The sequence below is a fragment of the Rhodoplanes sp. SY1 genome, from assembly GCF_046000175.1.
Lineage (GTDB): Bacteria > Pseudomonadota > Alphaproteobacteria > Rhizobiales > Xanthobacteraceae > Rhodoplanes.
Genome location: NZ_JBEOMB010000001.1, coordinates 25,991 through 51,524, shown reverse-complemented (window position 1 = coordinate 51,524; position 25,534 = coordinate 25,991). Strand labels below are relative to the sequence as shown.

The 25,534-nt window shown below is 68.9% G+C and carries 24 protein-coding genes and 1 tRNA gene; 9 read left to right on the top strand and 16 right to left on the bottom strand.

Annotation, left to right across the window (positions count from 1 at the left end; translation table 11 throughout):
- Positions 1–196 precede the first annotated feature (196 nt).
- On the bottom strand, positions 197–604 hold the full coding sequence (gene rpoZ / locus ABTU92_RS00225; RefSeq protein ID WP_408086473.1) for a DNA-directed RNA polymerase subunit omega: 408 nt from the start codon (positions 602–604) through the stop codon (positions 197–199).
- A 334-nt stretch (positions 605–938) separates the two neighbouring features.
- Here rpoZ and ABTU92_RS00220 point away from each other — a divergent pair, with 334 nt between their 5' ends.
- Both ABTU92_RS00220 and ABTU92_RS00215 read left to right on the top strand, forming a co-directional pair.
- Positions 939–1,592 (top strand): NYN domain-containing protein, encoded by a 654-nt coding sequence (locus ABTU92_RS00220; protein ID WP_111358541.1) that lies wholly within the window; start codon positions 939–941, stop codon positions 1,590–1,592.
- A gap of 32 nt (positions 1,593–1,624) precedes the next feature.
- Positions 1,625–2,323, top strand: a complete 699-nt coding sequence (locus ABTU92_RS00215; protein WP_408086515.1) for a uracil-DNA glycosylase — start codon at positions 1,625–1,627, stop codon at positions 2,321–2,323.
- 39 nt (positions 2,324–2,362) lie between these two features.
- Here ABTU92_RS00215 and smpB read toward each other — a convergent pair whose 3' ends face one another.
- The 3 genes from smpB to dapA form a co-directional block, all read right to left on the bottom strand.
- Complete coding sequence (smpB, locus tag ABTU92_RS00210; protein WP_408086471.1) at positions 2,363–2,851, bottom strand: SsrA-binding protein SmpB; 489 nt, start codon at positions 2,849–2,851, stop codon at positions 2,363–2,365.
- Positions 2,852–2,860: 9 nt separating this feature from the next.
- On the bottom strand, positions 2,861–3,286 hold the full coding sequence (gene mscL, locus ABTU92_RS00205) for a large conductance mechanosensitive channel protein MscL (RefSeq protein WP_111358538.1): 426 nt from the start codon (positions 3,284–3,286) through the stop codon (positions 2,861–2,863).
- Positions 3,287–3,362: 76 nt separating this feature from the next.
- Positions 3,363–4,253: a 4-hydroxy-tetrahydrodipicolinate synthase gene (dapA, locus tag ABTU92_RS00200; RefSeq protein ID WP_408086469.1), complete on the bottom strand. Its 891-nt coding sequence runs from the start codon at positions 4,251–4,253 to the stop codon at positions 3,363–3,365.
- A gap of 304 nt (positions 4,254–4,557) precedes the next feature.
- On the opposite strand from dapA, the gene ABTU92_RS00195 reads away from it, so the two are divergent.
- Positions 4,558–7,086, top strand: a complete 2,529-nt coding sequence (locus tag ABTU92_RS00195; protein ID WP_408086467.1) for a transglycosylase SLT domain-containing protein — start codon at positions 4,558–4,560, stop codon at positions 7,084–7,086.
- Between the two features lie 320 nt (positions 7,087–7,406).
- On the top strand, positions 7,407–8,297 hold the full coding sequence (locus ABTU92_RS00190) for an alpha/beta fold hydrolase (protein WP_408086465.1): 891 nt from the start codon (positions 7,407–7,409) through the stop codon (positions 8,295–8,297).
- Positions 8,298–8,403: 106 nt separating this feature from the next.
- Here the strand turns inward: ABTU92_RS00190 and ABTU92_RS00185 are convergent, their stop codons facing one another.
- The 6 genes from ABTU92_RS00185 to ABTU92_RS00160 form a co-directional block, all read right to left on the bottom strand.
- The gene (locus tag ABTU92_RS00185) at positions 8,404–8,673 is read right to left on the bottom strand and encodes a hypothetical protein (protein WP_408086463.1); all 270 of its coding nucleotides are present in this window, start codon (positions 8,671–8,673) and stop codon (positions 8,404–8,406) included.
- Positions 8,674–8,778: 105 nt separating this feature from the next.
- On the bottom strand, positions 8,779–10,302 hold the full coding sequence (locus tag ABTU92_RS00180; RefSeq protein ID WP_408086461.1) for a porin: 1,524 nt from the start codon (positions 10,300–10,302) through the stop codon (positions 8,779–8,781).
- Between the two features lie 495 nt (positions 10,303–10,797).
- On the bottom strand, positions 10,798–13,200 hold the full coding sequence (locus tag ABTU92_RS00175; RefSeq protein ID WP_408086459.1) for a tetratricopeptide repeat protein: 2,403 nt from the start codon (positions 13,198–13,200) through the stop codon (positions 10,798–10,800).
- A gap of 149 nt (positions 13,201–13,349) precedes the next feature.
- Positions 13,350–13,443, bottom strand: a tRNA-Ser gene (locus ABTU92_RS00170).
- 157 nt (positions 13,444–13,600) lie between these two features.
- Positions 13,601–13,867 carry an SEL1-like repeat protein gene (locus ABTU92_RS00165; RefSeq protein ID WP_378476152.1) on the bottom strand — a complete coding sequence of 89 codons (267 nt, stop codon included), beginning with the start codon at positions 13,865–13,867 and terminating at the stop codon, positions 13,601–13,603.
- 364 nt (positions 13,868–14,231) lie between these two features.
- Positions 14,232–14,915: a glutathione S-transferase family protein gene (locus ABTU92_RS00160; RefSeq protein ID WP_408086513.1), complete on the bottom strand. Its 684-nt coding sequence runs from the start codon at positions 14,913–14,915 to the stop codon at positions 14,232–14,234.
- Between the two features lie 496 nt (positions 14,916–15,411).
- Between ABTU92_RS00160 and ABTU92_RS00155 the strand changes: the two genes are divergently transcribed.
- Positions 15,412–15,738: a PsiF family protein gene (locus tag ABTU92_RS00155; RefSeq protein ID WP_408086457.1), complete on the top strand. Its 327-nt coding sequence runs from the start codon at positions 15,412–15,414 to the stop codon at positions 15,736–15,738.
- Between the two features lie 696 nt (positions 15,739–16,434).
- On the opposite strand, the gene ABTU92_RS00150 is transcribed toward ABTU92_RS00155, so the two are convergent.
- Together ABTU92_RS00150 and gatB are read right to left on the bottom strand one after the other, a co-directional pair.
- On the bottom strand, positions 16,435–16,632 hold the full coding sequence (locus tag ABTU92_RS00150; RefSeq protein WP_201160112.1) for a hypothetical protein: 198 nt from the start codon (positions 16,630–16,632) through the stop codon (positions 16,435–16,437).
- A 751-nt stretch (positions 16,633–17,383) separates the two neighbouring features.
- Positions 17,384–18,871, bottom strand: coding sequence for an Asp-tRNA(Asn)/Glu-tRNA(Gln) amidotransferase subunit GatB (gene gatB, locus ABTU92_RS00145; protein ID WP_408086455.1), 1,488 nt, complete (start codon positions 18,869–18,871; stop codon positions 17,384–17,386).
- Positions 18,872–19,141: 270 nt separating this feature from the next.
- Here gatB and ABTU92_RS00140 point away from each other — a divergent pair, with 270 nt between their 5' ends.
- Positions 19,142–20,884, top strand: a complete 1,743-nt coding sequence (locus ABTU92_RS00140; RefSeq protein WP_408086453.1) for an amidohydrolase — start codon at positions 19,142–19,144, stop codon at positions 20,882–20,884.
- 251 nt (positions 20,885–21,135) lie between these two features.
- Entirely contained in the window at positions 21,136–21,696 is a 561-nt protein-coding gene (locus ABTU92_RS00135; RefSeq protein ID WP_408086451.1) for a Uma2 family endonuclease, read from the top strand.
- A 67-nt stretch (positions 21,697–21,763) separates the two neighbouring features.
- On the opposite strand, the gene gatA is transcribed toward ABTU92_RS00135, so the two are convergent.
- Positions 21,764–23,245, bottom strand: a complete 1,482-nt coding sequence (gene gatA, locus ABTU92_RS00130; RefSeq protein ID WP_408086449.1) for an Asp-tRNA(Asn)/Glu-tRNA(Gln) amidotransferase subunit GatA — start codon at positions 23,243–23,245, stop codon at positions 21,764–21,766.
- A gap of 5 nt (positions 23,246–23,250) precedes the next feature.
- On the bottom strand, positions 23,251–23,538 hold the full coding sequence (gene gatC / locus ABTU92_RS00125; protein ID WP_111356564.1) for an Asp-tRNA(Asn)/Glu-tRNA(Gln) amidotransferase subunit GatC: 288 nt from the start codon (positions 23,536–23,538) through the stop codon (positions 23,251–23,253).
- 281 nt (positions 23,539–23,819) lie between these two features.
- Here gatC and ABTU92_RS00120 point away from each other — a divergent pair, with 281 nt between their 5' ends.
- Positions 23,820–23,981, top strand: a complete 162-nt coding sequence (locus ABTU92_RS00120) for a Thivi_2564 family membrane protein (RefSeq protein WP_170145767.1) — start codon at positions 23,820–23,822, stop codon at positions 23,979–23,981.
- Here the strand turns inward: ABTU92_RS00120 and ABTU92_RS00115 are convergent.
- Both ABTU92_RS00115 and ABTU92_RS00110 read right to left on the bottom strand, forming a co-directional pair.
- Positions 23,963–24,148 carry a hypothetical protein gene (locus tag ABTU92_RS00115; RefSeq protein ID WP_408086447.1) on the bottom strand — a complete coding sequence of 62 codons (186 nt, stop codon included), beginning with the start codon at positions 24,146–24,148 and terminating at the stop codon, positions 23,963–23,965. The genes ABTU92_RS00120 and ABTU92_RS00115 overlap by 19 nt on opposite strands.
- A gap of 93 nt (positions 24,149–24,241) precedes the next feature.
- Positions 24,242–24,913: a CPBP family intramembrane glutamic endopeptidase gene (locus tag ABTU92_RS00110; protein ID WP_408086445.1), complete on the bottom strand. Its 672-nt coding sequence runs from the start codon at positions 24,911–24,913 to the stop codon at positions 24,242–24,244.
- 233 nt (positions 24,914–25,146) lie between these two features.
- Here ABTU92_RS00110 and ABTU92_RS00105 point away from each other — a divergent pair, with 233 nt between their 5' ends.
- Positions 25,147–25,509, top strand: a complete 363-nt coding sequence (locus tag ABTU92_RS00105) for a DUF6665 family protein (protein WP_408086443.1) — start codon at positions 25,147–25,149, stop codon at positions 25,507–25,509.
- Positions 25,510–25,534 lie beyond the last annotated feature (25 nt).

Genomic DNA, 25,534 nt, shown 5'->3' with positions numbered 1-25,534 from the left:
CATGGCGCCGAGTTCCTACCGCAACAACAACGTCGTGACGCAAAAAACCGGAACCATGGAGAACCGAATTCAGAAACGAAAAACCGGCGGGCCGAGGGCGCCGCCGGTCTGACTCACGATCACGATAACGGATCACCGGCGGACCGGATCATCGGCGGAGCGTGCGCCACGAAGGCGCCCGGCACCGCCGACGCGATCACTCCTCGTCGTCGGCCTCGACCGGCTCGGGTCGCTCCTCGGGCGGCGCCAGCCCTTCGAGCCCCTTGAGCAGCTCCTCCTCGGTCATCCGCTCCAGCACCACCTCGGTGTCGTCGGCGTCGACGCCCTCGCCGCCGGCGCCGATCAGCGGGATCGACTCGGGCTCGGGCTCGTCGACCTCGACATACTTCTGGAGGGAGTGGACGAGCTCCTCCTTGAGGTCCTCGGGCGAAATCGTCTCGTCGGCGATCTCGCGCAGCGCGACCACCGGGTTCTTGTCGTTGTCACGGTCGACCGTGATCTGGGCGCCGGACGAGATCATGCGGGCCCGGTGGCCGGCCAGGAGAACCAGCTCGAACCGGTTGCTGACCTTGTCGATGCAGTCTTCGACGGTGACGCGTGCCATGCGAGGGCGGACTCCTGGATCGAATTCCTGTGGGGTTTGCTCTCTCGTAATCGTCCCCGTGTCAAAGTGCAACGGTCGACGGGCCGCATTGCAATTTTTTATGAGGTATTTCGATCGTGAATTGACTAGAACAAGGAGCGCAGACCGGATATGTGATTGACTGACACGGATTTTGGATGCAGCCCTTGCTTCTGCGTGGCAAGCACGTGACGACCCATTTTCGGTCGCGACCATCCGAACAGTCCGTACACAGAGCGTCGACGCAGCGAGCCCGGATGCGCGGCCATTCATGGCATGCATCCGCTATACTAAGATACCAAATAACGAGAGACCCATGGCAGTGCCAAGTGAGAAAATCGCTCTGTTCATCGATGGAGCAAATCTCTACGCGACCGCAAAGTCGCTCGGATTTGACATCGATTACAAGCGATTACTGCGCGAGTTCCAGGGCCGAGGATATCTTCTGCGCGCCTTCTATTATACGGCGGTTGTCGAAGATCAAGAATACTCGTCGATTCGCCCCCTGATCGACTGGCTGGACTACAATGGTTACACGGTGGTGACGAAGGCCACCAAGGAGTTCGTCGACCAGACCGGCCGGCGAAAGGTCAAAGGCAACATGGACATCGAGCTCGCGGTCGATGCCATGGAGATCGCCGGCAACATCGATCACATGGTTTTGTTCTCCGGCGACGGCGATTTCCGCTCGCTGGTCGAGGCCGTGCAGCGGCGCGGCGTTCGCGTGACCGTGGTGTCGACCATCTCGACGCAGCCCCCGATGGTGGCCGACGAGCTCCGCCGCCAGGCCGACGTGTTCCTCGACATCGTCGAGCTGCAGCCGAAGATCGGTCGCGATCCGGGCGAGCGCGCCGAGCGGGCCGCCCGCGAGCCGCGCCACACGCCGCAGTTCCTCACCCGCGGCACCACCCCGCGGTCGTCGACCCCGGCCCCGGCGCCGGCCACCGGCGACACCTTCGACGAAGACTGACGGTCGATCGTGCCGCGTCCGTCCGCCGCCGCATCCCGGCGGGCCGAGCCTGCGCTCGGCCCGGCCTTGGCGTCTGGCTCGGCGCGGAGCCCGGCCGCGACTGCCCGCGCTGCCCCCGCCTCGTCGACTTCCGTGAGACCTGGCGGGCCAAGAAGCCCGACTGGGAGAACGCGCCGGTGCCGTCCTTCGGCCCGGCCGCAGCCCGCCTCCTGATCGTCGGGCTGGCCCCTGGCCTGCAGGGCGCGAACCGCACCGGCCGGCCGTTCACCGGCGACTACGCCGGCGACCTCCTCTATGCGACCCTGAAGGAGTTCGGCTTCGCCCGCGGCACATACGAGGCGCGGCCCGACGACGGGCTCACGCTGATCGATGCCCGCATCACCAATGCGGTGCGCTGCGTGCCGCCCGAGAACAAGCCGACCGGTCCGGAGATCACCACCTGCCGGCCGTTCCTGGTCGCGACCATGGCCGAGATGCCGAACCTCGCCGCCATCGTGGCGCTCGGCCGCATCGCCCACGACACGCTGATGGGGACGCTCGGCTGGAAGAAGTCGGCCCACCCGTTCGGCCACGGCGCCGTCCACGCAGGGCCGAGCGGCGGCGCCGCCGTCTTCGACAGCTATCACTGCTCCCGCTACAACACCAACACGGGCGTGCTGACGCCGGACATGTTCCGGGCCGTGTTCTCCAAGGTGCGGGCGCACCTCGCCGACGCGCCCCCGAAGCTCTGAACGTTCCGACCCGATTCCGACCCAATCCCGAACGGCGGTTCAGCCTTTCACGCTGGCGCGCAGCAGGCGGCCCTTCTCGCGGTCCCAGTCGCGCTTCTTCTCGGTCTCGCGCTTGTCGTGCAGCTTCTTGCCGCGCGCGATCGCCAGCTCGATCTTGGCCCGGCCGCGCTCGTTGAAGTACATCCGCAGCGGCACGATGGTCATGCCCTCGCGGTCGATGCCCTGGGCGAGCCGAGCGATCTGGCGCTTGTGCAGCAGCAGCTTCCGCCGCCGCTTCGGCTCGTGGTTGAAGAACGGCCCGGCCTGCAGGTATTCGGGGATATTGGCGTTGACGAGCCAGATCTCCCCGCCCTTCGCCTCGGCGTAGGATTCCGCAATCGTAGCACGGCCTTGACGCAATGACTTCACCTCGGATCCGAGCAGCGCGATGCCGGCCTCGAAGGTCTCGCCGATCTCGTAGTTGAAGCGCGCCCTGCGGTTGTCCGCGACGATCTTACGCGCTTTTTCCCTGTCCTTGTTGTCAGCCATGATCTCGGTTCACGAAGCGCGGGCGCCCTCTTTCAGGAGGTCGCGGATCTCGGTCAGGAGCTCTTCCTGGCGTGGCGGGGTCGCCGGCTTGGGCGGATCGGCCTGCCGCAGCCGGTTCATCGCCTTGACCACGAGGAAGAGCACCCAGGCGACGATCACGAAGTTGATGCACAGGGTCAGAAAGCTACCCCAAGCCAACACGGCTCCCTGCTTCTTGGCCTCGGCCAACGTATCGGCCGTGACCTTGGAGGAGAGCGGCAGGAAGTAGTTCGAGAAGTCCAGACCACCGGTGATCGCGCCGACGATCGGCATGAACACGTCGGCGACCAGCGACTGGACGATGTTGCCGAAGGCCGCACCGATCACCACGCCGACCGCGAGGTCGACGACATTGCCGCGGACGGCGAACTTCTTGAACTCCTCGAGGATCGGCATGGTGGGGGCTCCGCCAATATGGTGGTACTGCGTGCCCCCGGCAACGGCCGGACCGGAGTCCGTGTTCCTGCCGGCCTCAGTTGATCAGGCCGGCATGCACCATGGCGTCGCGCACCGCCTGCTTGGTCTTGTCCGAGCACGGCACCATCGGCAGCCGCACCGTGTCGGCGCAGCGGCCGAGCACCGAGACGGCGTACTTGATCGGCGACGGGTTGGTCTCGATGAACAGCGCCTGGTGGAGCGGCAGCAGCTTGTCCTGGAGGGTCAGCGCGGTGGCGTAGTCGCCCTTCAGGCAGGCGGCCTGGAACGCGGCGCACAGCCGCGGGGCGACGTTCGAGGTCACCGAGATGCAGCCGTGGCCGCCATGCGCCATGAAGCCGAGCGCGGTGCCGTCCTCGCCGGAGAGCTGGTTGAAGTCCTCGCCGATCACGGCGCGCTGCTGCGAGACGCGCAGCACGTTGGCGGTCGCGTCCTTCACGCCGGCGATGTTCGGGAGCTCGAACAGGCGCTTCATCGTGTCGACCGACATGTCGATCACGGAGCGGGCCGGGATGTTGTAGATGATGATCGGGATGCCGATGGCGTCGTTGACGGCCTTGAAGTGCTGGTAGAGGCCTTCCTGGGTCGGCTTGTTGTAGTAGGGCGTGACCACGAGGACGCCCGAGGCGCCGGCCTTCTCGGCATGCCGCGACAGCGCCACCGCTTCGGCGGTGGAGTTCGAGCCGGCGCCGGCTATCACGGGCACGCGGCCCTTGGCCTGGTCGATGCACCACTCGACGACGCGATGATGCTCCTCGTGCGACAGGGTCGGGCTCTCGCCCGTGGTGCCGACCGGCACCAGGCCGTTGGTGCCTTCGGCGATCTGCCAGTCGACCAGCGCCCGGAACGCCGCCTCGTCGACCCCGCCGTTCTTGAACGGTGTCACCAGCGCCGTGAAGGATCCTCGGAAATTGCTCTTGGCGGCCATTGGAAATCACTCCTGCGTCGCGGCTTCGCCCCGGATCGGCGCGGCGACCAAGCCGCATTGTTATCGGGTCGGATCGGCCGATGAAAGCCCTGTCGTCGGATCGACATCGACGGACGGAGCACGGTCGGCCGGCGGACGCGAAACGCGAGGCCGATCCATGCTCGCGCCGTGATTGCGCCGAAACATGGCCATGTTCGACCCCGATTAGGGACTTGTTAACGAGAGCGGCCGGAAGGTCGCCGGGGGCGGGTCTGGTGCTGACCAGGGGGGATGGTCCGTGGTCGCTTTACATCGTTTCCGGCTGATGGGGCTCCGACAGACCGTTTCGGCGCTGGCGATCGCCGCGCTGATCGGCGGCGGCGCCGTCGGAGCTGTCGCGCTCGGCGCGGCCGGTCCCGCGCACGCCGCGCCATCCTCCGACAAGAGCTCGACCGACAAGTCCGCCAAGCCGGTGGCGCAGTCGACCGCGAAGCCCGCGGACAAGAGCAAGACCGGCAAGGACACGACGTCCACGGCCAAGCCGATGGACAAGAAGGCCGACGCCAAGAAGGCCGACGCCAAGAAGGCGGACACGAAGAAGGCCGACGCCAAGAAGCCGAATCCGAAGAAGCCCGACAGCAAGAAGGTCGAGGCCAAAAAAGACGTCAAGAAGCCGGACGCGAAAAAGGACGCCAAGACGTCGCCGCCGAAGACCCAGACAAGTGCCAAGCCCGCCGCGGGTCCAGGCGCCCCGCCCCGCCCGCTCGCGCCGCCGAGCCGCGCCGCCTCGGCCGACCCGAGTGCGCCGATGGCGCTGCACGGCGCCGGCGCGACCGAGGCGCCCGAGACGACGGCCGCGACCGCCGCCTACACGCCCGTCTCCTACACGCCCGCCCCGAGCGCCGGCGAGCCGCTGGCCTATGCGCCGACCCGCTCGACCTCGAGCGGCGATCTGTCGATCGTCAAGCAGGCGCTCGCCGCCGCGCGGCGCGGCCGCACCAGCGACGCGACCGAGCTGCAAGCGAGCCTTGCCGATCCGCTCGCCCAGAAGCTGGTCGAGTGGATGATCCTGCGCGCCAACGACAACGGCGTCTCGTCCGCCCGCTACGCCCGCTTCGTCGAGGCGAACCCGACCTGGCCGAGCAACGGCATGCTGCGCCGGCGCGCCGAGAACATGCTGTGGGCCGAGAAGGCCGACCCGGCGACGGTCAAGGCCTTCTTCTCCGGCCGCGAGCCGCTCGGCACCCGCGGCAAGCTCGTCTACGCCCGCGCTTTGCTGGCCGCCGGCGACCGCGCCAAGGCCGCAGCTTATGTCCGCTCGGTGTGGCGCACCGACTCGTTCGGCCGCGATCTCGAAGAGGAGATCCAGGAGACCTTCCCGGGCATGATCACGCGCGCCGACGACAAGGCGCGCATGGACCGCCGGCTCTACGAGGCGGACGACCTCGAGGTCGCCATGCGGGCGGCCAACCGGCTCGGCGGGTCGGAGCCTGCGATCGCCAAGGCGCGCCACGCCGTCAACCAGAAGGCCGGCAACGCCAAGGCGCTGCTCGACGGGCTCGGCGCGAGGAACGACATCGGCCTCGCCTTCAGCCGCATCCAGTGGCTGCGCCGCGCCGAGCATTATCAGGAGGCGGCGCGCATCATGCTGGCGGTCCCGCGCCAGCTCGACGACGCGCACGATGCCGACGAGTGGTGGATCGAGCGCCGCCTGCTGGCCCGCAAGCTGATCGAGCTCGGCGATGCCAAGTCGGCCTACATCGTGTGCCGCGACGCGACCCCGCCCGGCAAGGAGAACTACCAGGTCGAGCACGAGTTCATGGCCGGCTGGATCGCGCTGCGATTCCTCAACGATCCGGCGACCGCCTCGAAGCACTTCGCCCGCATTCCGGCGACCGGCGTGCAGAATCCGATCTCGCTGTCGCGCGCCGGCTACTGGCTCGGCCGCGCCGCCGAGGCGGCCGGCCGTCGGTCCGAGGCACGCGCCCATTACGAGCAGGCGGCGCGCTGGAGCACGGCCTATTACGGCCAGCTCGCCCGCGCCCGCCTCGGCCTCGGCGAGATCGCGCTGCGCAACCCGCCCGCCCTCTCGGCCGACAAGCGCGCCGCGGTGGCGCGGCTCGAGGTCGTCCGCGCGGTCGAGATCCTCTACGCCATCGGCGAGCGCGACCTCGTGATTCCGTTCGTCGCCGACCTCGCCGACCGCACGAGCGACGCCGCCGCCCTCAGCTTGATCGCCGAGATCGCCGCCAGGAACGACGACGCCCGCGCCGTGCTGCTCACCGGCAAGACCGCGCTCGGCAACGGCCTGCCGCTCGATCACGCCGCCTTCCCGACCATCGGGCTGCCGCGCTACGCGCCGATCGGCCCGGAGGTCGAGCCGGCGATCGTCTACGCGATCGCCCGCCAGGAGAGCGCCTTCAACCCGAAGACCGTGTCGACCGCCAACGCGCTCGGCCTGATGCAGGTGACGCCGGCGGCCGGCCGCTTCATCGCCAAGACGCACGGCGTGCCGTTCGATCAAAAGCGGCTGCTGCACGACAAGGTCTACAATGTGCAGATGGGCGCCGCCGAGCTGGGCGGCAACATCGCGGCCTACAACGGCTCCTATATCCTCGCCTTCGCCGCCTATAACGCCGGCCGCGGCCGGGTGAAGGAGTGGATCGAGCGGTTCGGCGATCCGCGCGACCCGAACGTCGACGCGGTCGACTGGGTCGAGCGCATCCCGTTCTCCGAGACGCGCAACTATGTCCAGCGCATCATGGAGAACGTGCAGGCCTACCGGGTCCGCTTCGGCGGCGGCACGCGCCTGCTGATCGAGGCCGACCTCAAGCGCGGCGGCAGCGTGAACTGAAATAGTACGGCGTCCGTGTCCCGGACGCCGGGCAGCGCGGAGCGATGCTCGGCGAGCCGGGACCCAGGGGCGACTCCACGGATCGATTCGAACGAGACATACACCGCGAGGGATTCCGGCGTGGCCCCTGGACCCCGGATCTGCGGCGCATCCGGCCTGCGGCCCGATGCACCTTGTCCGGGGCACGCAGCACCCGGACCACGCGGCCGAGATTCGGGTGAGCCCCTCGCCCTCCCCCGACTCGCGGTTCGTCCCCCTCCCGCCTTGACCCCGCTGCGCCGCCCCCGAACAATCCGGGCGAACAAGGCTGGGGCGACACCATGACCGACGACGGATTCCGGAGCCACTTCGTCACCGCGACGGACGGGCTGAAGCTGCATGCCCGCGAGTACGGCGACCCGAGACTCCCCGGGCCGCCGGTCGTCTGCCTGCCGGGGCTGACCCGCACGGCGGCCGACTTCCATCCGCTCGCGAGCGCGCTGGCGCGCGATCCCCTCCACCCGCGCCGGGTGCTCGCGCTCGATTATCGCGGCCGCGGCCTCTCCGACTACGACCCGAATCCCGACAACTATTCGGTCGCGGTCGAGCTCGGCGACGTGCTGACCGTGATGACCGCCCTGAACGCCGTGCCAGCCGTGATCGTCGGTACCTCGCGCGGCGGGCTGATCACGATGGCCATAGCGGCCGTAAAGCCGGACGCGATTTCCGGTGCGGTGCTCAACGACATCGGCCCGGTGATCGAGATCGACGGCATCGCCCGCATCAAGACCTATGTGGGCCGGGCCGGCTCGCCCGCCGGATTCGCCGAGGGCGCCGCCGCCCTCAGGGCCAAGTTCGCGGGCGAGTTCCCCGACTGGACCGACGAGGACTGGCTCGCCATGGCGCACCGGACCTGGCGGCAGGAGAACGGCCATCTGGTGCCGACCTACGACCAGGCGATCGCGCGGGCGCTCGCCGCCTTCGACATCTCGAAGCCCCTGCCCGAGCTGTGGCCGCAGTTCGATGCGCTGGCGAACGTCCCCGTGATGGTGATCCGCGGCGGCCTGTCGGATCTCCTGTCGGCCGCGACGGTCGAGAGGATGCGCGAGCACCATCCCGGCCTCGAGGCGATCGAGGTGCCGCGCCAGGGCCACGCCCCCGACCTCGCCAGCGACGACGTCATCGCCCGCATCGCCGACTTCGTGACGCGCTGCGTCGCGGCGCGGGGCTGAGATCGACGAGGCAGGCCGGACATCGGCGGCTCCCCCACCCGGCAAAGCCACGCTCGCACCTCTCCTTCGTCGTGCTCCGCAAAGGCGAGGGCTTTGCATTAGCCAGTCATTCCGGGGCGGCGCGCAGCGCCGAACCCGGAATCCAACCCAGAATGCCGAGCTTGCCGCTGGATTCCGGGTTCGCGCCTTCGGCGCGCCCCGGAATGACCAATTCTGCAAAGCCCTCGCAAAGGCGGAGCACCCAGTGCTCCGCAGTCTCTCGACCAAAACAAAGCAGGTCGGTGGGATACTGGGTCGTCCGCCTGCGCGGACGACGACCATCGAGGGGCCGTGCCTTCACCTTTGACGTCATGTGGATCGGGACGAGCCCGGCCATGACGAGGCGCGCGACGCGGCCCCTTTCCACGACGAAAAACCCCCGGCGGAGACCGCCGGGGGCTTCGACCCGAAGAGGGGTCAGACAATCGCAGTGATCAGACGATCACGGAACGATGTCGCGATGCACGCGGAACGTGACGGCCAGCGCGTCCTGATCGCCGAAGATATTGCCAGTCCGAGGAGACTGCGAGCCAACCGCACTACCCGGACCATTAACGCCCGCGATAACATTGGCACCCTCGAGTGCCGTATTCAGACGAGTATAGAGTACGTCGACGCCCATGTAGAAGTCCGGACGAACGTTCCACTGAGTGCGCGAACCCAACTGCCAGAATGAGAAGTCCATATCGCAGGGCGACCCAGCAGCAAGGGGCAGATTGTTCGTTGTGCCAGCGGACAGATAGTTGCACACCGCCGTATTGGCAGCATTCCCGTAATCAACGTCGATGTAGGCGCCGTAGACCGAGGTCTTCAGGGCCGGAGTCCACACGTGCTCATACGACGCATTGATGCCGAGAACCTTCACGAGTTCAACGGAGCCGCCATCGGTGTAGATGCCGTCAGTGAACCAACCGGCCCCAATGCTGTTCCCGCTAAACCGAAGCGGCGAGCCAGCACTCGGCTGAGTAGTCACAGCATAGCGCGTGGCCCCCTCGGTGTAGTTCACCTGGAACTGGAAGCTATCACCGCGCGAAATGAAGTCGGTCTTCACGCGAGCGCCAACGCCGACTGCCCAACCGAGCGCATCGTCACCGTTACCCTGAAGGGTCCGAGGAACAGACGTGGGGACCGTGTAGTACGAATTACCCGCTCCCGCCGGAAGCCCAAGAGCCCCGATCTCCTGGAAGTTGTACGCAGCCGACGCGTCGTGCAGAGCACCCATCACTTGGAAGGAGCCCCAGGCCTGGTCGACGCGGATGTTGGCCACGACATCCGGGAAACGAACGTTAACGCTATCGTTAGCAAGGTTGTTGCCGAGCGTGATGGCGTTCGACAGTTGCGTGCTGGTGTTGAAGATGCCGACGGTGCGAGGTCCCTCGGCGGCGATCGTCGCCGACACGCCATTGCCGAGCTGCGCCGTGTAGGCGGCGAGGTTGGTGCCGGCGTCGCCGGTGTCCGACGAGGCGAAACCGAAGTACGACACGGCCGGGTTGGAGAAGATGTCGTAGAACGACTGCGCCTTACCGAAGGTGAAGCCGGCGAACTGGATGAACCCGCGGGTCGCGTAGAGCGAGGTCGAACCGTTGTCGTCGGTGAAGCCGAGCAGGTAGTAGGTGCGGAGCGTGCCCCACTCGGTCTGCGTCCGCGAGTCCATGGTCATGACGGCGCGGGTGCGGAGCACGGCATCGGCCGGCGAAGAGCGGCTCTGCTCTCCGTTGGTGGCGCCGAACATCACGCCAGCCGCAACCTGCGAGCCGTTGCCATAGTAGTACTGGGCGCGGACGTAGCCGCCGATCTTCACGCAGGTGTCGGTGCCCGGGATGTAGTAGAAGCCGGCGCCGTACAGCGAGCAGACCTTCACGTACTCGACGGGCTTCGCCTTCACCGGCAGATCGGCCGCCTGAGCGCCGGCGATCGCCACGAGACCAGCCGCGGAGCCGAGGAGAAGGGTTTTCACCATCTTCATCTGAAACCTCCATTCGTTTGCCTTGGGAGGGTTCCGTCTCCGGCGGGTGGCATGCACCCTGGAAGGTCCCCTTACTCCCGACGATCCACCCAGTATTCCGAGCCGTTCGTGTCACCGATCCGACTTGGAACCCTAGACGGGGCGACCCCGGGAATGCCCCCCTGCGTCGCGAGGTCAGATTAGCTGAGAGCCCCCTGCAGGCAATAAAGAACCGCCGCCGAACCGCCTCCGAGCCTCTGAATCCGGGGCGGTGTTGCTCAAAGGACACGAAATCGGGGCCTACCCGAGGGGTTTGGTCAGGGAAATTACGTTAACGAACGCAGAGACTTGTCGCGAGCGACCGTGGCTCGCGCCGGACCGGCGCTGCACGCCTGCCACGGTGCCGCCTGAGCCGCCCTCGGGGCGGAAAAGCCGTCGAATCGAGTCGATTTCGGCTCCGGGCCGGGATGGCGGGACGGCGCCGGCCGCGTCGGCCAGGTGGCACCGCCTGCCGCCTCAATCAGCGGGTCTATTGTCGTCTACTGAAAATTCCGCCGGTTTCTCACCGGCTTTCCAGCGCCGCCACATCACCGCGAAGGCCGTCTCGACGTCCCGGGCAAAGCGTGCGGTGTCGAACAGAGGCGCCGTCGTCCGATTCTCGGCGAGTCTCGCCCGCAGCGCGGCCAGCCGCGCCGGGTCGTGGGCGAGCGCCAGCGCGGTCGCCTCGTAGTCGGCGAGGGAGCCGGTCACCAGCTCGGGCAGCCCGACCGCCCGCAGGAGGCTGGCACATACGCGGCCGGCGAAGGTCTCCCCCTCGCAGGTGACCACCGGCAGGCCTCCCCAGAGGGCATCGCTCGCGGTCGTGTGGGCGTTGTAGGGCAGCGTGTCGACGAACAGGTCGGCCAACCGGTGACGGGCGAGATGCTCCGGCAGCGGGCAGCGCGGCGCGAAAACCAGCCGGTCGGGATCGATTCCCCGGACCTGTGCCTCGCGCCGGAGATTGGCGCGGGCGAGCGGGTTCTCGTCGAGCAGCCAGAGGACGCTGCCCTCCACCTGCCCGAGCAGCTGCATCCACACCGCGAAGTCCGCCGGCTGGATCTTGAAGCTGTTGTTGAAGCAGCAGAACACGAAGGCGTCGTCGGGCAGCCCGCAGGCGGCGCGAGTCGGGACCTCGGCCGCGACCGCGCGGCGGTCGTCGTTCACCTGGTAGGAGTGCGGCAGCCGCACGACGTGCTCGGCGAAGCCGCCGCGCAGCGCATCCGGCACCGTGACGCCGTCCGCCAGGATGTAGTCGACGCAGTCCGAGCCGACGGTGCCGGGATAGCCGAGATAGTTAACCTGGATCGGTGCCGGCCGCCGCGCCAGCACCGGGAATCGGCAGTTCCGGGTGAGCCCCATCAGGTCCACCAGAATGTCGATCTCGCGGGCGCGGACGAGATCGGCAACCTCGGCGTCGCTCATCGCCGAGACGTCGACGACGTGATCGACGGCCGCATCGATGCGCGCGGCGAAGGCCGAGCCGGCGCGCTCGCCCCAGACGATCACGGTCGTCTCGAAGCGGGTGCGGTCGTGGTGCTCGAACAGCCCGGAGATCAGATGCGCGGTCGGATGCTCGCGCAGATCCGCCGAGAAGTAGGCAAGCCGGATGCGGTCGTGCCGCCGCGTCGCCGGATCGACCGGCGGCAGCCGCGGCGCCTCGAGCCGGGACACGAAGATGCCGGCACAGCGAAGCTGCTCGTCCGCCGAGAACGGCAGGAACAGCCCGACGAAGGGCTGCACCACCGGCTCGCCGCGGCCGACGGCGGCGCGCAGCCGCTCGACGTCCTCGTCGAGGCCGGCCCAGTCGCACACCTGCAGCTTGGTGTGCAGCCGGCCGCCGGCCAGATAATCGGGGCCGGCACCGGCCGCGAGCGCGTTGTCGTAGAATCTGAGGCTCTCGTCGTATCGCTTAAGATAATAGGCGATTTCGGCGGCGAGCTGCCACGCCTCCGCGGTCGGCGCCAGGGCCCGGGCGCGTGCGCAGTCGGCCTCCGCCTCGGCGAGGCGGTCGAGCACCATGCGGGCCTTGGCGCGGTGCAGCAACGCCCGCGCCGCGGTCGCGTCGAGCGCGATGGCGCGGTCGTAGGCCGCGACGGCGCGGTCGTGCCGGCCCTGCCGGAAGAAGACATCGCCCAGACCGATCCACGCGTCGGGCAGCGCCGGGTTCCGCGCCAGCACCTCGTCGTAGGCGGCGAGCGCCTCGGCGAAGCGGCCGAGGGCGGCGAGCGTCATGCCCCGCCCCTGCAGCGCCTCAGCCGAGTCGGGCCGTAACGCCAGGGCGCGGTCGAAGGCGGCGAGCGCCGCATCCTGACGATTTAGCGAGGCCAGCGTCTTGCCGCAGCCGAGCCATGGCTCGGGACGGTCGGGCGCCTGGGCGGCCGCCTTCTCGTAAGCCGCGAGCGCCTCGTCGAAACGGCGCAGCGCGCCGAGGACCGAGGCCCGAACGACGAGCGGATCGATGCTCGCGGGAGCGAGAGCGAGCGCCGCGTCGGCGTCGGCCAGCGCCTCGTCGTACCGGCCGAGATCGCGCAGCACCCCGGCCCGGGTGATCAGCGTGTCGGGCACCCGCGGATTCAGGGCGAGCGCGCGACCGAGCGGCTCCAGCGCCTCGGCCGGCTTGCCGACCTGCTTCAGGATCAGGCCGAAATTGTAGAGCGTGACGTCCGAGCCCGCAGTCTCGCGCGCCGCCCGGCGGGCATAGGGTTCCGCCTCGGCCCAGCGCCCGAGCCGCATCAGCAGCACCGTGAAGAGATTGAGCGCGCCCGGATGGCGGGGCGCCGCCTCCAGGACTTTCCGGAAGGCACGCTCGGCATCGCTTACCCGGCCCGCCTGCAGCGCGTCGACGGCGCGCCGGAACGTGTCATCGACGGAACGAGCCATGAGACGGATGCCCTCTGACGCCACGGCCGGGACCTTCGCCCGGCTCCGACGCGCAGAAATCCCAGCCGAGCCATCGGCGTCAAGCGCCGTTGACCTGTCGCGAGACGGCGAGCGCGATAGATACAGCGGATGATCTGGGCGGGCAGGGCTGGCGGAGCCGGAGGGATTCGAACCCTCGATACGGCTTTAAGGCCGTATAACGGTTTAGCAAACCGCCGCCTTCAGCCACTCGGCCACAGCTCCGACGCGGTTTGTCGTAGGCGGTTCGGTCAGGACGGTCAAGCCGGCGCCCCGGCGCGATGGTCCGTCGACCGCTTCGGTCCGCCGGCGCCGGCGGCGCTCTGCGGCGCCGCGCATGAACGGCGAACAGCGAACGGCGACCCGGCGGAGTCCCCTGCCCTCAGCGGCCGAGCCAGGCGCGGGCGGCGCGCTGCGCCGTCGCGATCTCGACCTCGCTCATCATCTCGGCGACCTCGCGGCGCAGCCTTATGGCGTCGCGATTGCCGTTCAGGGCGGCGAGATTGAACCACTTGTGCGCCGACACGTAGTCGGCCTCCACGCTCGCGCCGGTCGAGTACATCATGCCGAGCTGGAAGAACATGTCGGCGTCCGTGGTGGCCGCACCGAGGGCCGCCGTCTCCAATGCCGCTGTGTCGAACCGTCCCATGTCTGGCCTCCCCAGGCCGTGGCCGCTGTGCCGGCCGTTTGCTTGATCGCAGCGTCCGGATCGTCGCCGTCCGAACACCCCGATCTTCCGGGAGGCGTCTGAAAGTGCACTTAAAAGGTGCGATGAATCCCCCCTTAACGGCGCCGCGGCAGGCCCGCGGAATCGCTGGCCCGACAACGCGGAACCCTCGGATTTCCAGGCACTTTCCGAAATTGCGAGGAATCCCGGTAACCACATCGCGCAAGCCCGTGTTCACCACGCCGGAAAGCCGCGCGAAATAGGGTTTTGGTAATATGGGTCGCCGACCGGCGGTCTCGTCGGACGATCCGACGCGGCAGAGCCGCGCCGGATCCGGAGCGAAAGGTCAGCGGGCGCGCTGGCCGAACAGCAGCGCCTGGACGGCCGGGTCCTTCATGTCGACGCCGGTCGCCGCCTCGGCGGCGAGCGCCATGCCGCGCGCCACCGCGGGCCGCGCCAGCAGCGTGTCGAGCCAACGCTTCACGTGCGGGAAGTCGGCGAGGTCCTGGCCCTGGCGCGCGTGCCGGCTCGTCCAGCCGACGCAGGCGATATCGGCGATCGAATACTTGCCGGCCAGGAACGGCCGGTCAGCGAGCCGCCGGTTCATCACGCCGTAGAGTCGGTTCACCTCGTCGGTGTAGCGCTTGATCGCGTAGGGCACCTCCTCGCGCGCGTACTGCCGGAAGTGATGCGCCTGGCCGGCCATCGGCCCGAGCCCGCCCATCTGCCACATCAGCCACTGGTCGACCTCGACGCGCTTGCGCTCGTCGGCCGGATAGAGCTTGCCGGTCTTGCGGCCGAGATACTGGAGGATGGCGCCGGACTCGAAGATCGAGATCGGCCGGCCGCCCGGCCCGTCCGGATCGACGATCGCCGGGATGCGGTTGTTGGGGGCGACGGCCAGGAAGGACGGATCGAACTGCTCGCCTTTGCCGATGTTGATCGGCCGCACCGTGTAGGGCAGCCGGCACTCCTCCAGCATGATGGAGATCTTCCAGCCGTTCGGCGTCGACCAGTAGAAGAGCTCGATCGGCGCCGGCTTCGCTCCGCCGCGCGCTCCGCTGCGTGCCGGGGCAGTCGCCCTGCCCTTCGCGGCCGGCTTCGCCGCCGACGACGAACGCGTCGCGGTCCGCGCGGGTGCCGCCTTCGGCGCCGACGTCGCCGTCACGGTCTTGCGCGGTGCCGACGCGCTCTTGCCGGACGCGCTCTTGCCGGACGCGCTCTTGCCGGACGCGCGCTTGCCGGCCGCGGCTTTTCGCGGCGTCGCCTTGCCGGATTGTTTCGCGGGGGTTCGGGCCATCGTTCTCTCCTGTCGTGAACGGATCGGATCGTCGGACGAAACGCCTGATCGAGATGTCGTCGGCGGGGCGCCGGCGCAAGGCACGAATGCGGCGACCGCCGACAGTTCTCTCATCTGATCCGCGCGAGCGCGAAGGCCGTCTCTGGTCGAGATGATCGCGCGACCTGATGGCGCTGCCGCGGAGCCACTTGTATCCTGACACTCCGCTTCCACCGGAGACGACACCATGAGCAGGTTCGTGATGACGAAGGGCTGCTGGACCGAGCGTGGTTGGACGGCCGTGCTGGCGGCCGGGTGGCTCGCGCTCGCCGCGCTGCCGGTCACCGCACAGGACGCGAAGCCCGCCGCCGACAAGGCCGCCGCGAAGCCGGCCGCCGAGACGTCGTCGGCCGGGACACCGGCGGCCGGGACGCCCACGACCGCGAAGAAGACGAGCGCGCAGCAGCAGCGCATGAAGGACTGCGCCGGGAAGTGGAAGGACGAGAAGGCGGCCAAGAACGTCAAAGGCCGCGACGCCTATCGCACCTTCATGAGCGGCTGCCTGAAGGGCTGAGCGCGCGCCCGATCCCGGCGGCGTTGTCGGCGCCGCGGCCGGCGCCGCGATCGGCGTCGAGGTCGGCGCATCGCAGACGCGACTTGTCGCGCCGTCGATCGAGCGGGCGCGGACGTGGCCCCGTGTCGGTCGATCGCTGCGGCGCCGGGACGACGACAACGACTGGACGACGACGCCTCGTAGACGACGCTTCGAAGCCAGCGAAGCGAACGCCGGAGCGAGCACGCCGGACGCAAACGTCGGGTCGAGACGGGGAACGGGAACCGCAGCACTGCGCCGCGTCAGGCCGCCCACGCGATCGTGGGCTCCGAGCTTTGGGTGATCCCGTGATCACCCGGCGACGGCCTCGAGGCCTGCGGGCCGTCGCACGATGAGGGGGGCGTCGGCGAGAGGTCCGATGATCGGGCTGCTCCGGCGGCGATCAGCCGCTCGTGAAGCAGAGCGAGACCTTTGCACGGTCCACCCGACGGTCCACCGCGGTCCGGCCATCGCGGCCGGTGGAGTGGATGCCGGGCTCGGTCTCGCCGACGCCCTCTTTCGTCGTTCGTGACCGGCGGCGGTCGGAAAGCGCGCTTCGCATCTGAGAGAGCTTCGGTGGAAGCCGACGTCGGATGGAAGCTCGTTCGCGCCGCTGTCGCCGGTCCCCGACGAACGCCACGGCTTGCCCGGAGCGTGTGGCTCCGAGAGGCCGCGGTTTCACTTCTTCTTCGCGGGAGCCTTCTTGGCCGCCGGCTTCTTCGCCGCAGTGGTGGTCTTCTTCGCGGTCGCCGTCTTCTTGGCGGCCGGCTTCGCGGCGGCCTTCGTCGTGGTCTTCTTCGCGGCGGCGGTCGTGGTCTTCTTCGCCGTCGTCGTCTTCTTGGCGGCCGGCTTCGCGGTCGTCGCTTTCTTCGGCATGCTGCCCTCCTAGCCGTGGTGGGATGGCTATCAGAAACGTGCCCACGCGAATCGAGGGCACTACACTTCGATTACTACAGCACAACGGAAAAATCAGCGGCTCCGCTTGGCGTTCCGTGTCGATCGCGACGATCGATACAGGTGTTCAGCGCGCATCGTCACGGCGTGCGCGACGTCTCGCATCGCCGCGCACCGTCGCGAGCATGCGTTCGCAGGATCCGATGGCGATGAAAGTTGTGCCGATGAAATGGGCGTTTCTCGCACGTCCTCGTGAGCGCCTGCGGGTCCGTCGGCGCGACGGCACGCGAGCGCCGAACAGTCGCGGCACGGCGCGCTAACGCTTCGTTCACGTCGAAAAAAATTCTGCGGATTTCCTCCGCGACGGCGCGCCGAGGACCGCATCGCGTCGCGTCACGCGCTTCGAATCGAGCAGCGACCGATTCGACGAGGTCCCGGAACGCCTGCCGCACAGGGCGTTCGGACACCTCGCGAGGGACGAGGAACGACCCGTCGAGAGCATCGCGGCCGGAGCTGAGAGGGAGCGTCGTCGCCGGTCGTGCGTCGCACGGAAGACGGTCGGCGGACGTTCGCGAGCGGCGACGATGCGGCGAGACGACGGCGAAGAGGCGACGAGGAGGAGTCAGGAGGAGATGCGACGACCGCGGCGGGCGACGCGACGCCGCGCCGTGGACGGCGCGGCGGAGGCCGTGCCGCAGGGGCGCGCGGCGCGGCCTCGGCTCGCGCGGTGCGGCTACTCGATGCCGAGCTTGCTCTTGAGGAGCGCGTTGACGGCCTGCGGGTTGGCCTTGCCGCCCGAGGCCTTCATCACCTGGCCGACGAACCAGCCGACCATCGCCGGCTTCTCCTTCGCCTGCGCGGCCTTGTCGGGGTTCTTGGCGATCACCTCGTCGATCGCGGCGGAGATCGCGCCCGTGTCGGTGACCTGCTTCATGCCGCGCGCCTCGACGATCGCCTTCGGATCGCCGCCCTCGCTCCAAACGATCTCGAACAGGTCCTTGGCGATCTTGCCCGAGATGGTGCCGTCGGCGATCAGGTCGAGCACGGCGCCGAGCTGGTCGGCCGACACCGGCGACTCCGCGATGCCGTGGCCCTCCTTGTTGAGGCGGCCGGCGAGCTCGTTGATCACCCAGTTGGCGGCGAGTTTCGGATCGCGACGCGCGCCGGCGCCCCGCTCCACCACGCTCTCGAAGAAGGCGGCGGTCTCGCGCTCGGCGACCAGCACGTCGGCGTCGTAGGCCGACAGGCCGTAGTCCGCCATGAAGCGCGCCTTCTTGGCGTCGGGCAGCTCCGGCAGCGCGGCGGCGAGCGCGTCGACATAGGCCTGGTCGAAGACGAGCGGCAGCAGATCCGGATCGGGGAAATACCGATAGTCGTGCGCCTCCTCCTTGTTGCGCATCGACCGGGTCTCGCCGCGACCGGGATCGAACAGCCGGGTCTCCTGCACGATCGCGCCGCCGTCCTCGATGATCTCGATCTGGCGGCGCGCCTCGACCTCGATGGCCTGGCCGATGAAGCGCAGCGAGTTGACGTTCTTGATCTCGCAGCGGGTGCCGAGCGGCTCGCCGGGGCGGCGCACCGAGACGTTGACGTCGGCGCGCAGGCTCCCCTCCTCCATATTGCCGTCGCAGGTGCCGAGATAGCGCATGATGGTGCGCAGCTTGGCGACGAACGCCTTGGCCTCCTCGGCGGAGCGGATGTCGGGCCGCGAGACGATCTCCATCAGGGCGACGCCGGAGCGGTTGAGGTCGACGAACGACATGGTCGGGTGCTGGTCGTGCAGCGACTTGCCGGCGTCCTGCTCGAGGTGCAGCCGCTCGATGCCGACCCGCACGGTCTCGCCGTCCGGCATGTCGACCACGACCTCGCCCTCGCCGACGATCGGCGACTTGTACTGGCTGATCTGGTAGCCCTGCGGGAGGTCCGGGTAGAAGTAGTTCTTCCGGTCGAAGACGGACTCGAGATTGATCTGCGCCTTGAGCCCGAGGCCGGTGCGGATCGCCTGGCGGACGCACTCCTCGTTGATCACCGGCAGCATGCCGGGCATCGCCGCGTCGACCAGCGAGACATGGCTGTTGGGTGCGCCGCCGAAGGCCGCCGAGGCGCCGGAGAACAGCTTGGCGTTCGAGGTCACCTGGGCATGGACCTCCATGCCGACGATCACCTCGAAGTCGCCGGTGGCGCCCTTGATCAGCTTCGTCGTCTTCACCGGTGCGTTCATGTCCGCCTCGTCTGTCTGGCCGGAGCGGCCCGGCCGGGATCCCGGCCGGGCGCCGCCCGGTGTCCCCGCGCCCGAGAAGACGGCGCGTGGTCGATGTCTCTTTCGGTTACAGAGTGTCGGCGCCCCCTTCAAGGCTCGGCGGAGCATCGCGACCGCAGCGCACGCGGCCGAGGCATGCCGGTCGCGCGCGGCGGTTCGGATTGTCGCGCCCGGTCGCGCTCGCTATCGTCCGTCCCAACAAGAAAGTTCAACATCGTGGAGGACGTCCGAATGCACCCCCGTCACGCTACCCGTGTGCTCGCCGCCGGCCTGTTGGCCGGAACCGCCGCGCTCGCCGCCCCGGCGATCGCCCAGACCGCCACACCCGGCGCGTCATCGCCGGGCGCAGTGCCGAGCGCGGCGCCGGCTTCGGCCGCCGCCCGCACGGCCGACACGATCCTCACCAACGGCAAGATCGTCACGGTCGACGACCGCTTCACCATCGTGCCGGCGCTGGCGATCGCCGGCGAGCGCATCGTCGCGGCCGGCAGCGCGGCGGACATCGAGGCGCTGAAGACGCCCCAGACCCGGGTCATCGACCTCGGCGGCAAAACCGTCATCCCCGGCCTGATCGACAACCATGCTCATTATATGCGGGCGGCCGAGTACTGGGACCGCGAGGTGCGGCTCGACGGGATCACGTCGCGCAAGGAAGCCTTGGCGATGATCGCCGCCAAGGCGAAGGCGTCGAAGCCGGGCGAGCTGGTGCTGTCGCTCGGCGGCTGGTCGGAGGAGCAGTTCACCGATCAGCCCGGCGGCTTCACCAAGGCGGAGCTCGACGAAGCGGCGCCGAACAACCCGGTGGTCCTCCAGGTCATCTACTTCCGCATCTACGCCAACTCGGCGGCCCTGAAGGCGCTCGGCATCACCGGCGACACGCCCGACCCGCGCAACGGCAAGATCGAGAAGGACGCCAGCGGCCAGCCGACCGGCGTGCTCAACGGCGGCGGCGCCGTCGCTTGGACGCTCGGCCGGCTCGGCGAGGTCTCTAAAGAGAGAAGCGTCGAGAACGCCCGCGCCCTGATGCGCGACCTCAACCGGATGGGCATCACGGCCTACCAGGAGATGGGCGGCCGCGCCTTCAACGCCGGGCACCTCGAGGCGTTCCGCACCGTGTGGGAACGCAAGCAGATGACGGTGCGGGCCTTCTACAACATCTGGCAGGAGCCGACCTCGGCCGAGGGCGTCGACAAGGCGCTCGCCGTCATCGCCGGCCTGAAGCCGTTCCAGGGCGACGACTGGCTCGACCACACCGGCTACGGCGAGACCGTCTACTTCCCCCTGCACGACAATCTGCTCGCCCGCGGCGCCTCGCCGACGCCGGAGAACATGGCGCAGTGGCGCCGCATCGCCCAGGCGGTCGCCGACAAGGGCATGCACCTCAACGTCCACGCCCAGCTCCGCGGCACCATCGAGGCGTTCCTGACCGAGATCGAGGCGATCAACGCGGTCAAGCCGGTGAAGGGGCTGCGCTGGACCATGTCGCACGGCGACCAGCTCGAGCCGCAGGACATCGCCCGCATGAAGCGGCTCGGCATGCACGTCCAGCTCCACAGCCGGCCGACCGTCCAGGGCGCCCTGATGCTGAAGGTGCACGGGGACCGCACCTATGCGATGCCGCCGCTGCGGCTCGTCCAGGACAGCGGCATCCCGTGGGGGCTCGGCTCCGACGCCACCGCGGTGACGCCGACCAGCCCGTTCACCACCCTGCACTGGGCCGTGACGGGCGAGATGGTCGGCGGCCGCAAGATCCTCAAGGAGACGATCACGCGCGAGGAGGCGCTGATCGCCCACACCCGCTCCAATGCTGCCTTCCTGTTCCAGGACGGGAACCTCGGCTCGCTCGCCCCCGGCAAGTACGCCGACCTCGTCGTCCTCGACCGCGACTACCTCACCGTGCCGGCCGCCGAGATCAAGGATCTGAAGCCGGTGATGACCATGGTGGGCGGCAAGGTCGTGCACGAGGCGAAGTAGACGGCGCTGTCGACGATGTGACCAGCCCGCTCGCCGGGCCTCTCTTCCGCTCGTCCCCCCGCAGGCGGGGGACCCAGGGGCGCCACGACGAGACGCCCCTGGATGCCTGCCTGCGCGGGCATGAGCGGAGCATTGAGCTTCGCCTCACGCCTATCGGCGAGTCTTCTCCCGGCCGACATGCCGCGACGCCCTGTCCCGCCGCCCTGCCGACGCCCCGCATCTTCTGCTAGAGTGGCGCCAACGAGGCACCCATGACCATCCGCACCCTGCCCCCGCTCACCCCCGAGGAATTCCTGCGGCACCCCGACCTGCAGGGGGAGCGCTGCGAGCTGAGCGAGGGCCGTGTCGTGATGATGACCGGAGCGTCGAAGGCGCACCGAGAGGTGGCGGGGGAGCTGTTCGCGATCCTGCTCCGTGCCCTGGACCGACACCGATACCATGTCGCGATATCGGAACTGGCGGTCCGTGTCGGCGGGTCGGTGCGCTACCCGGACGTCGTCGTCGACCAGCAGAGCGACGACGCAAGCGGGCTGGCTGCGATTGGGCCGCTGTTGATCGCCGAGGTCCTGTCGCCGTCGACCATGATGGTGGACAGTGGGCCGAAGCTCCGCGAGTACACCAGCCTGCCGAGCCTGCTCTATTGTCTGGTGCTGTCGCAGGACGAGCCGGTCGCGTGGCTGTACCGGCGCGACGAAGCCGGCGCGTTTCCGACAGAGCCGCAACGGCTGCTCGGCCGCGACGCCGAGATCATCCTGCTCGCCTTCGATCTCGCGATCCCACTCGGCGACCTCTATCGCGAGACGAAGTCGTAAAGTCGGCGCGGCGCGCAGCGCCGGCCCACCCGGTCCAGACCAGCGGCACCGGACAGCGCCACGACCCTCACCACCACGGCTGCGGCGTGAAGCGGCCGGCGTCCTGCTCGATCACGCCGGCGAGGGAGAACAGCGTCTCCTCGTCGAACGGGCGGCCGATGAGCTGCAGGCCGAGCGGCAGCCCTTGCGCGTCGAGGCCGGCCGGCACGGCGATGCCGGGCAGGCCCGCCATGTTCACCGTGACGGTGAAGATGTCGTTCAGGTACATCTCGACCGGGTCGCCCGACACCTTCTCGCCGATGCCGAAGGCCGCCGACGGCGTCGCCGGCGTCAGGATCGCCGACACCCCCTGCGCGAAGCAGTCCTCGAAGTCCCTCTTGATGAGGGTACGGACCTGCTGGGCCCGGCGGTAATAGGCGTCGTAGTACCCGGCCGAGAGCACGTAGGTGCCGATCATGATCCGGCGCCGCACCTCCGGGCCGAAGCCGGCCGCGCGGGTCTTCTCGTACATGTCGACGATGTCGTTGCCCGGCACCCGCACGCCGTAGCGCACGCCGTCGTAGCGGGCGAGGTTCGACGAGGCCTCGGCCGGCGCCACGATGTAGTAGGCGGGCAGCGCGTATTTGGTGTGCGGCAGCGACACCTCGACGATCTCGGCGCCGGCCGCCTTCAGCCACTCGGCGCCCTTGCGCCAGAGCGCCTCGATCTCGTCCGGCATGCCGGCGACCCGGTACTCCTTCGGGATACCGATCTTCATGCCCTTCACGGAGCGGCCGACCGCCGCCTCGTAGTCAGGCACCGGCAGATCGACCGAGGTGGTGTCCTTCGGGTCGTGGCCCGCCATCGAGCGCAGCAGCACGGCCGTGTCCTTCACGGTGCGGGCGAAGGGGCCGGCTTGGTCGAGCGACGAGGCGAAGGCGACGATGCCCCAGCGCGAGCAGCGCCCGTAGGTCGGCTTCACGCCGACGATGCCGGCGAAGGCCGCCGGCTGGCGGATCGAGCCGCCCGTGTCGGTGCCGGTGGCGCCGAGGCACAGGCTCGCCGCGACCGCCGACGCCGAGCCGCCCGACGAGCCGCCGGGCACGATCCTGGCGTCCGAGCCGGTGCGCCGCCATGGCGAGATCACCGGGCCGAAATGCGAGGTCTCGTTCGACGAGCCCATGGCGAACTCGTCGTTGTTGAGCTTGCCGAGCATCACGGCGCCGTCGCGCCACAGGTGCGACGTCACGGTCGACTCGTAGACCGGCACGAAGTTTTCCAGGATCGCGGCGCAGGCCGTGGTGCGCACGTCCTTCGTGGCGAACATGTCCTTGATGCCGAGCGGCAAGCCCTCGAGCGGCCCGCCCTCGCCCTTGGCGAGCTTCTCGTCGGAGGCCTTCGCCATGGCGAGCGCCTTGTCGGGCGTCTCCAGCACATAGGCGTTGAGGACGCGCGCCTTCTCGATCGCGTCGAGATGCGCCTGCGTCAGCTCGACGGCGGAGATCTCGCGCCGCTTCAGGGCGTCGCGGGCTTCGGTGAGCGACAGGGTGTTGGGGTGCGCCGACGTCATCTCGCTCACTCCACCACCTTGGGGACCAGGAAGAAGTGGTCCTGCGTCTCCGGCGCGTTCCTGACCACGAGATCGGGGATGTCGCCATCGGTGACGACGTCCTCGCGCTTCTTCATCACCATGGGGGTGACCGAGGTCATCGGCGCGACGCCGTCGACGTCGACCTCGGAGAGCTGCTCGACGAAGGCCAGGATGGCGTTGAGCTCGCCCTGGAGGTGCTCGACCTCGGCGTCCTCGACAGCGATGCGGGCGAGATGGGCGATGCGACGGACCGTCGCGGCGTCGACCGACATGGAAGCTCCTCGGCAGCCGGAAGCGGTCGTGCGCCGTGAGTCGCGCCCCGCCCGGATTTTCCGAGGTTCTAGCAGACGGTATCGCGGCGGCAACCCGGCGAGCACGGCCGAGCGCGGGTGCGGAGGACCGGACCGCTCGGGGCCGGGAACTTACCGTCCCGGCACGCCGTTGAGGTAACGAGAGCGGGACGCCCCGCGCCTCGCCGCCGCACCCGCGGCGTCACCGCGTGCCGGGCACCCGCCCGGTCGAGACCGCAACCGTCGCACGAGCCGGAGCCCCGATGGCCACCCTGATCAGCGTCCTCATCACCTTCGTGGTCATTCTTCTGGTGCTCTACTTGATCGGCATGCTGCCGATCGACGGCCGGGCGAAGCAGATCGCCCGCATCGTCGTCATCATCATCGGCGTGCTGTCGCTGCTGCGCTACCTGGCGGTGTTCTGATCGCTCTCGCGATAGCTCTTCAGCGTCGCCCGATCGCGCTCGACCTCGGCGGCGCGGTCGGTGCGGCGCCGCCGCCAGCGCATCGTGCCCCAGATGAGCGCCGCGGCCAGCACCACGACGAAGCCGACATTCATCAGCAGCCACAACACTCCACCCGCCTCGTCCATCCTGCGCTCCTTCTTGCCCTCGGGTCCTGCGTGCTAACGTCGGGACGGACGAGAGGGTCCATGCGGCCCCGTCGGCACCGCAAGCGAGTTCTCCTAGCGGCTCTCCAGGTGGCTTACGACCGTCGGCACGACGACGTGCAGGACTAGATCGGCCGTCAGATGCGCGAGCATGGCAGCCGCCAATCCGCGCCGCCAGTAGAGCCATCCGAAGACCACGCCTCCCATGGCATTGAGGGCGATCGTGCGGACGATCACGATCGTGGTGAGTGCCCCCGATTGCGCCAGCGCCGGCAGATGGCCGACCCCGAAAAGCACGGCCGAGACGACGATGGCGGCCACGGCGACGGGTGCCGAGCGGGCGGATCGCCCGAAAAGACGACCGATGGCCCACGCGAGCAGCGTCATGACGAACAATCTCAAAAGGACTTCTTCGGTGATCCCGCCGTAGAGCGATGCGAGAAGCCTTTGCCCCAAGGGCGGCACCACGAGGTCGGAGAGCCCGCTGTATGACGAGAAGTGAACGAACGCGGCTTCTGCCGCGACGATCGCGCCGGCAGTGCCGACCCCGAGGAGGACGGAGGACCACGCATAAGGCTTGGTGGGAACCAGTTCGTAGCCGGCCGGTCGGAGAAGTCTGAGGCCGACGAATGTCGCGATCGCGAGCGAGACAGCGTTCTGAGCAAGCGAGATCGAAGCCAGCCACAGAGGGGGCAAGGGCGCATTTTTGAGCACCTCACCCTGTAACGTGAAAGCATAGGGAACCACGGCGGCAGCCCCTAACAGTCCCGCCGCCCAGACGATGCAGAATGCCCTTGTCGAAACTCCGCAGACGGTGTTTTCCGCTCGCATCGTCCCTTCTCTGCTGCCGGATACTGCCGATCTGCCGACCATTCGCCACCGAAGACTATCATCCCCCATCGCCGACGGCGGGCGGACACGCCGACCCTGCGAGCGACCATTGCCGCATTCGCGCCACCGGCGGAGTGCAGATCGACGGCATGGCGAAGGCACCGCGCGACCAGACTCCGGCCGACCTGCTCGGCGACGAGCTGATGGCCGAGAAGGCCTCGGCGCTCGGCCGGCTCGGACGCGGGCTGGAGCAGGCGCTGGCGGCGCTGCGCGCGCACGACGCGGCGCCGGGCGGCGCAGGCGCGGGCGACACACGGCAGAGCCGCGCCGTGCTGGTCGACGCGGCCGCGCATGCCTTGTGGATGCTGATGGTGCAGCGGGAGGCCTGCGGGCTGCGCGACGCGCGCGCCCTGGTCCGCGACTACGCGGTGCCGGCCGAGGTGCAATCGCGCGCCGGCGCGGTGCTCACCTCGCCGGTGCCGGTCAAGCGATCGCGGCGCGGGCCATTCTGATCGCCCGCGCCGCCACTCTATAGAA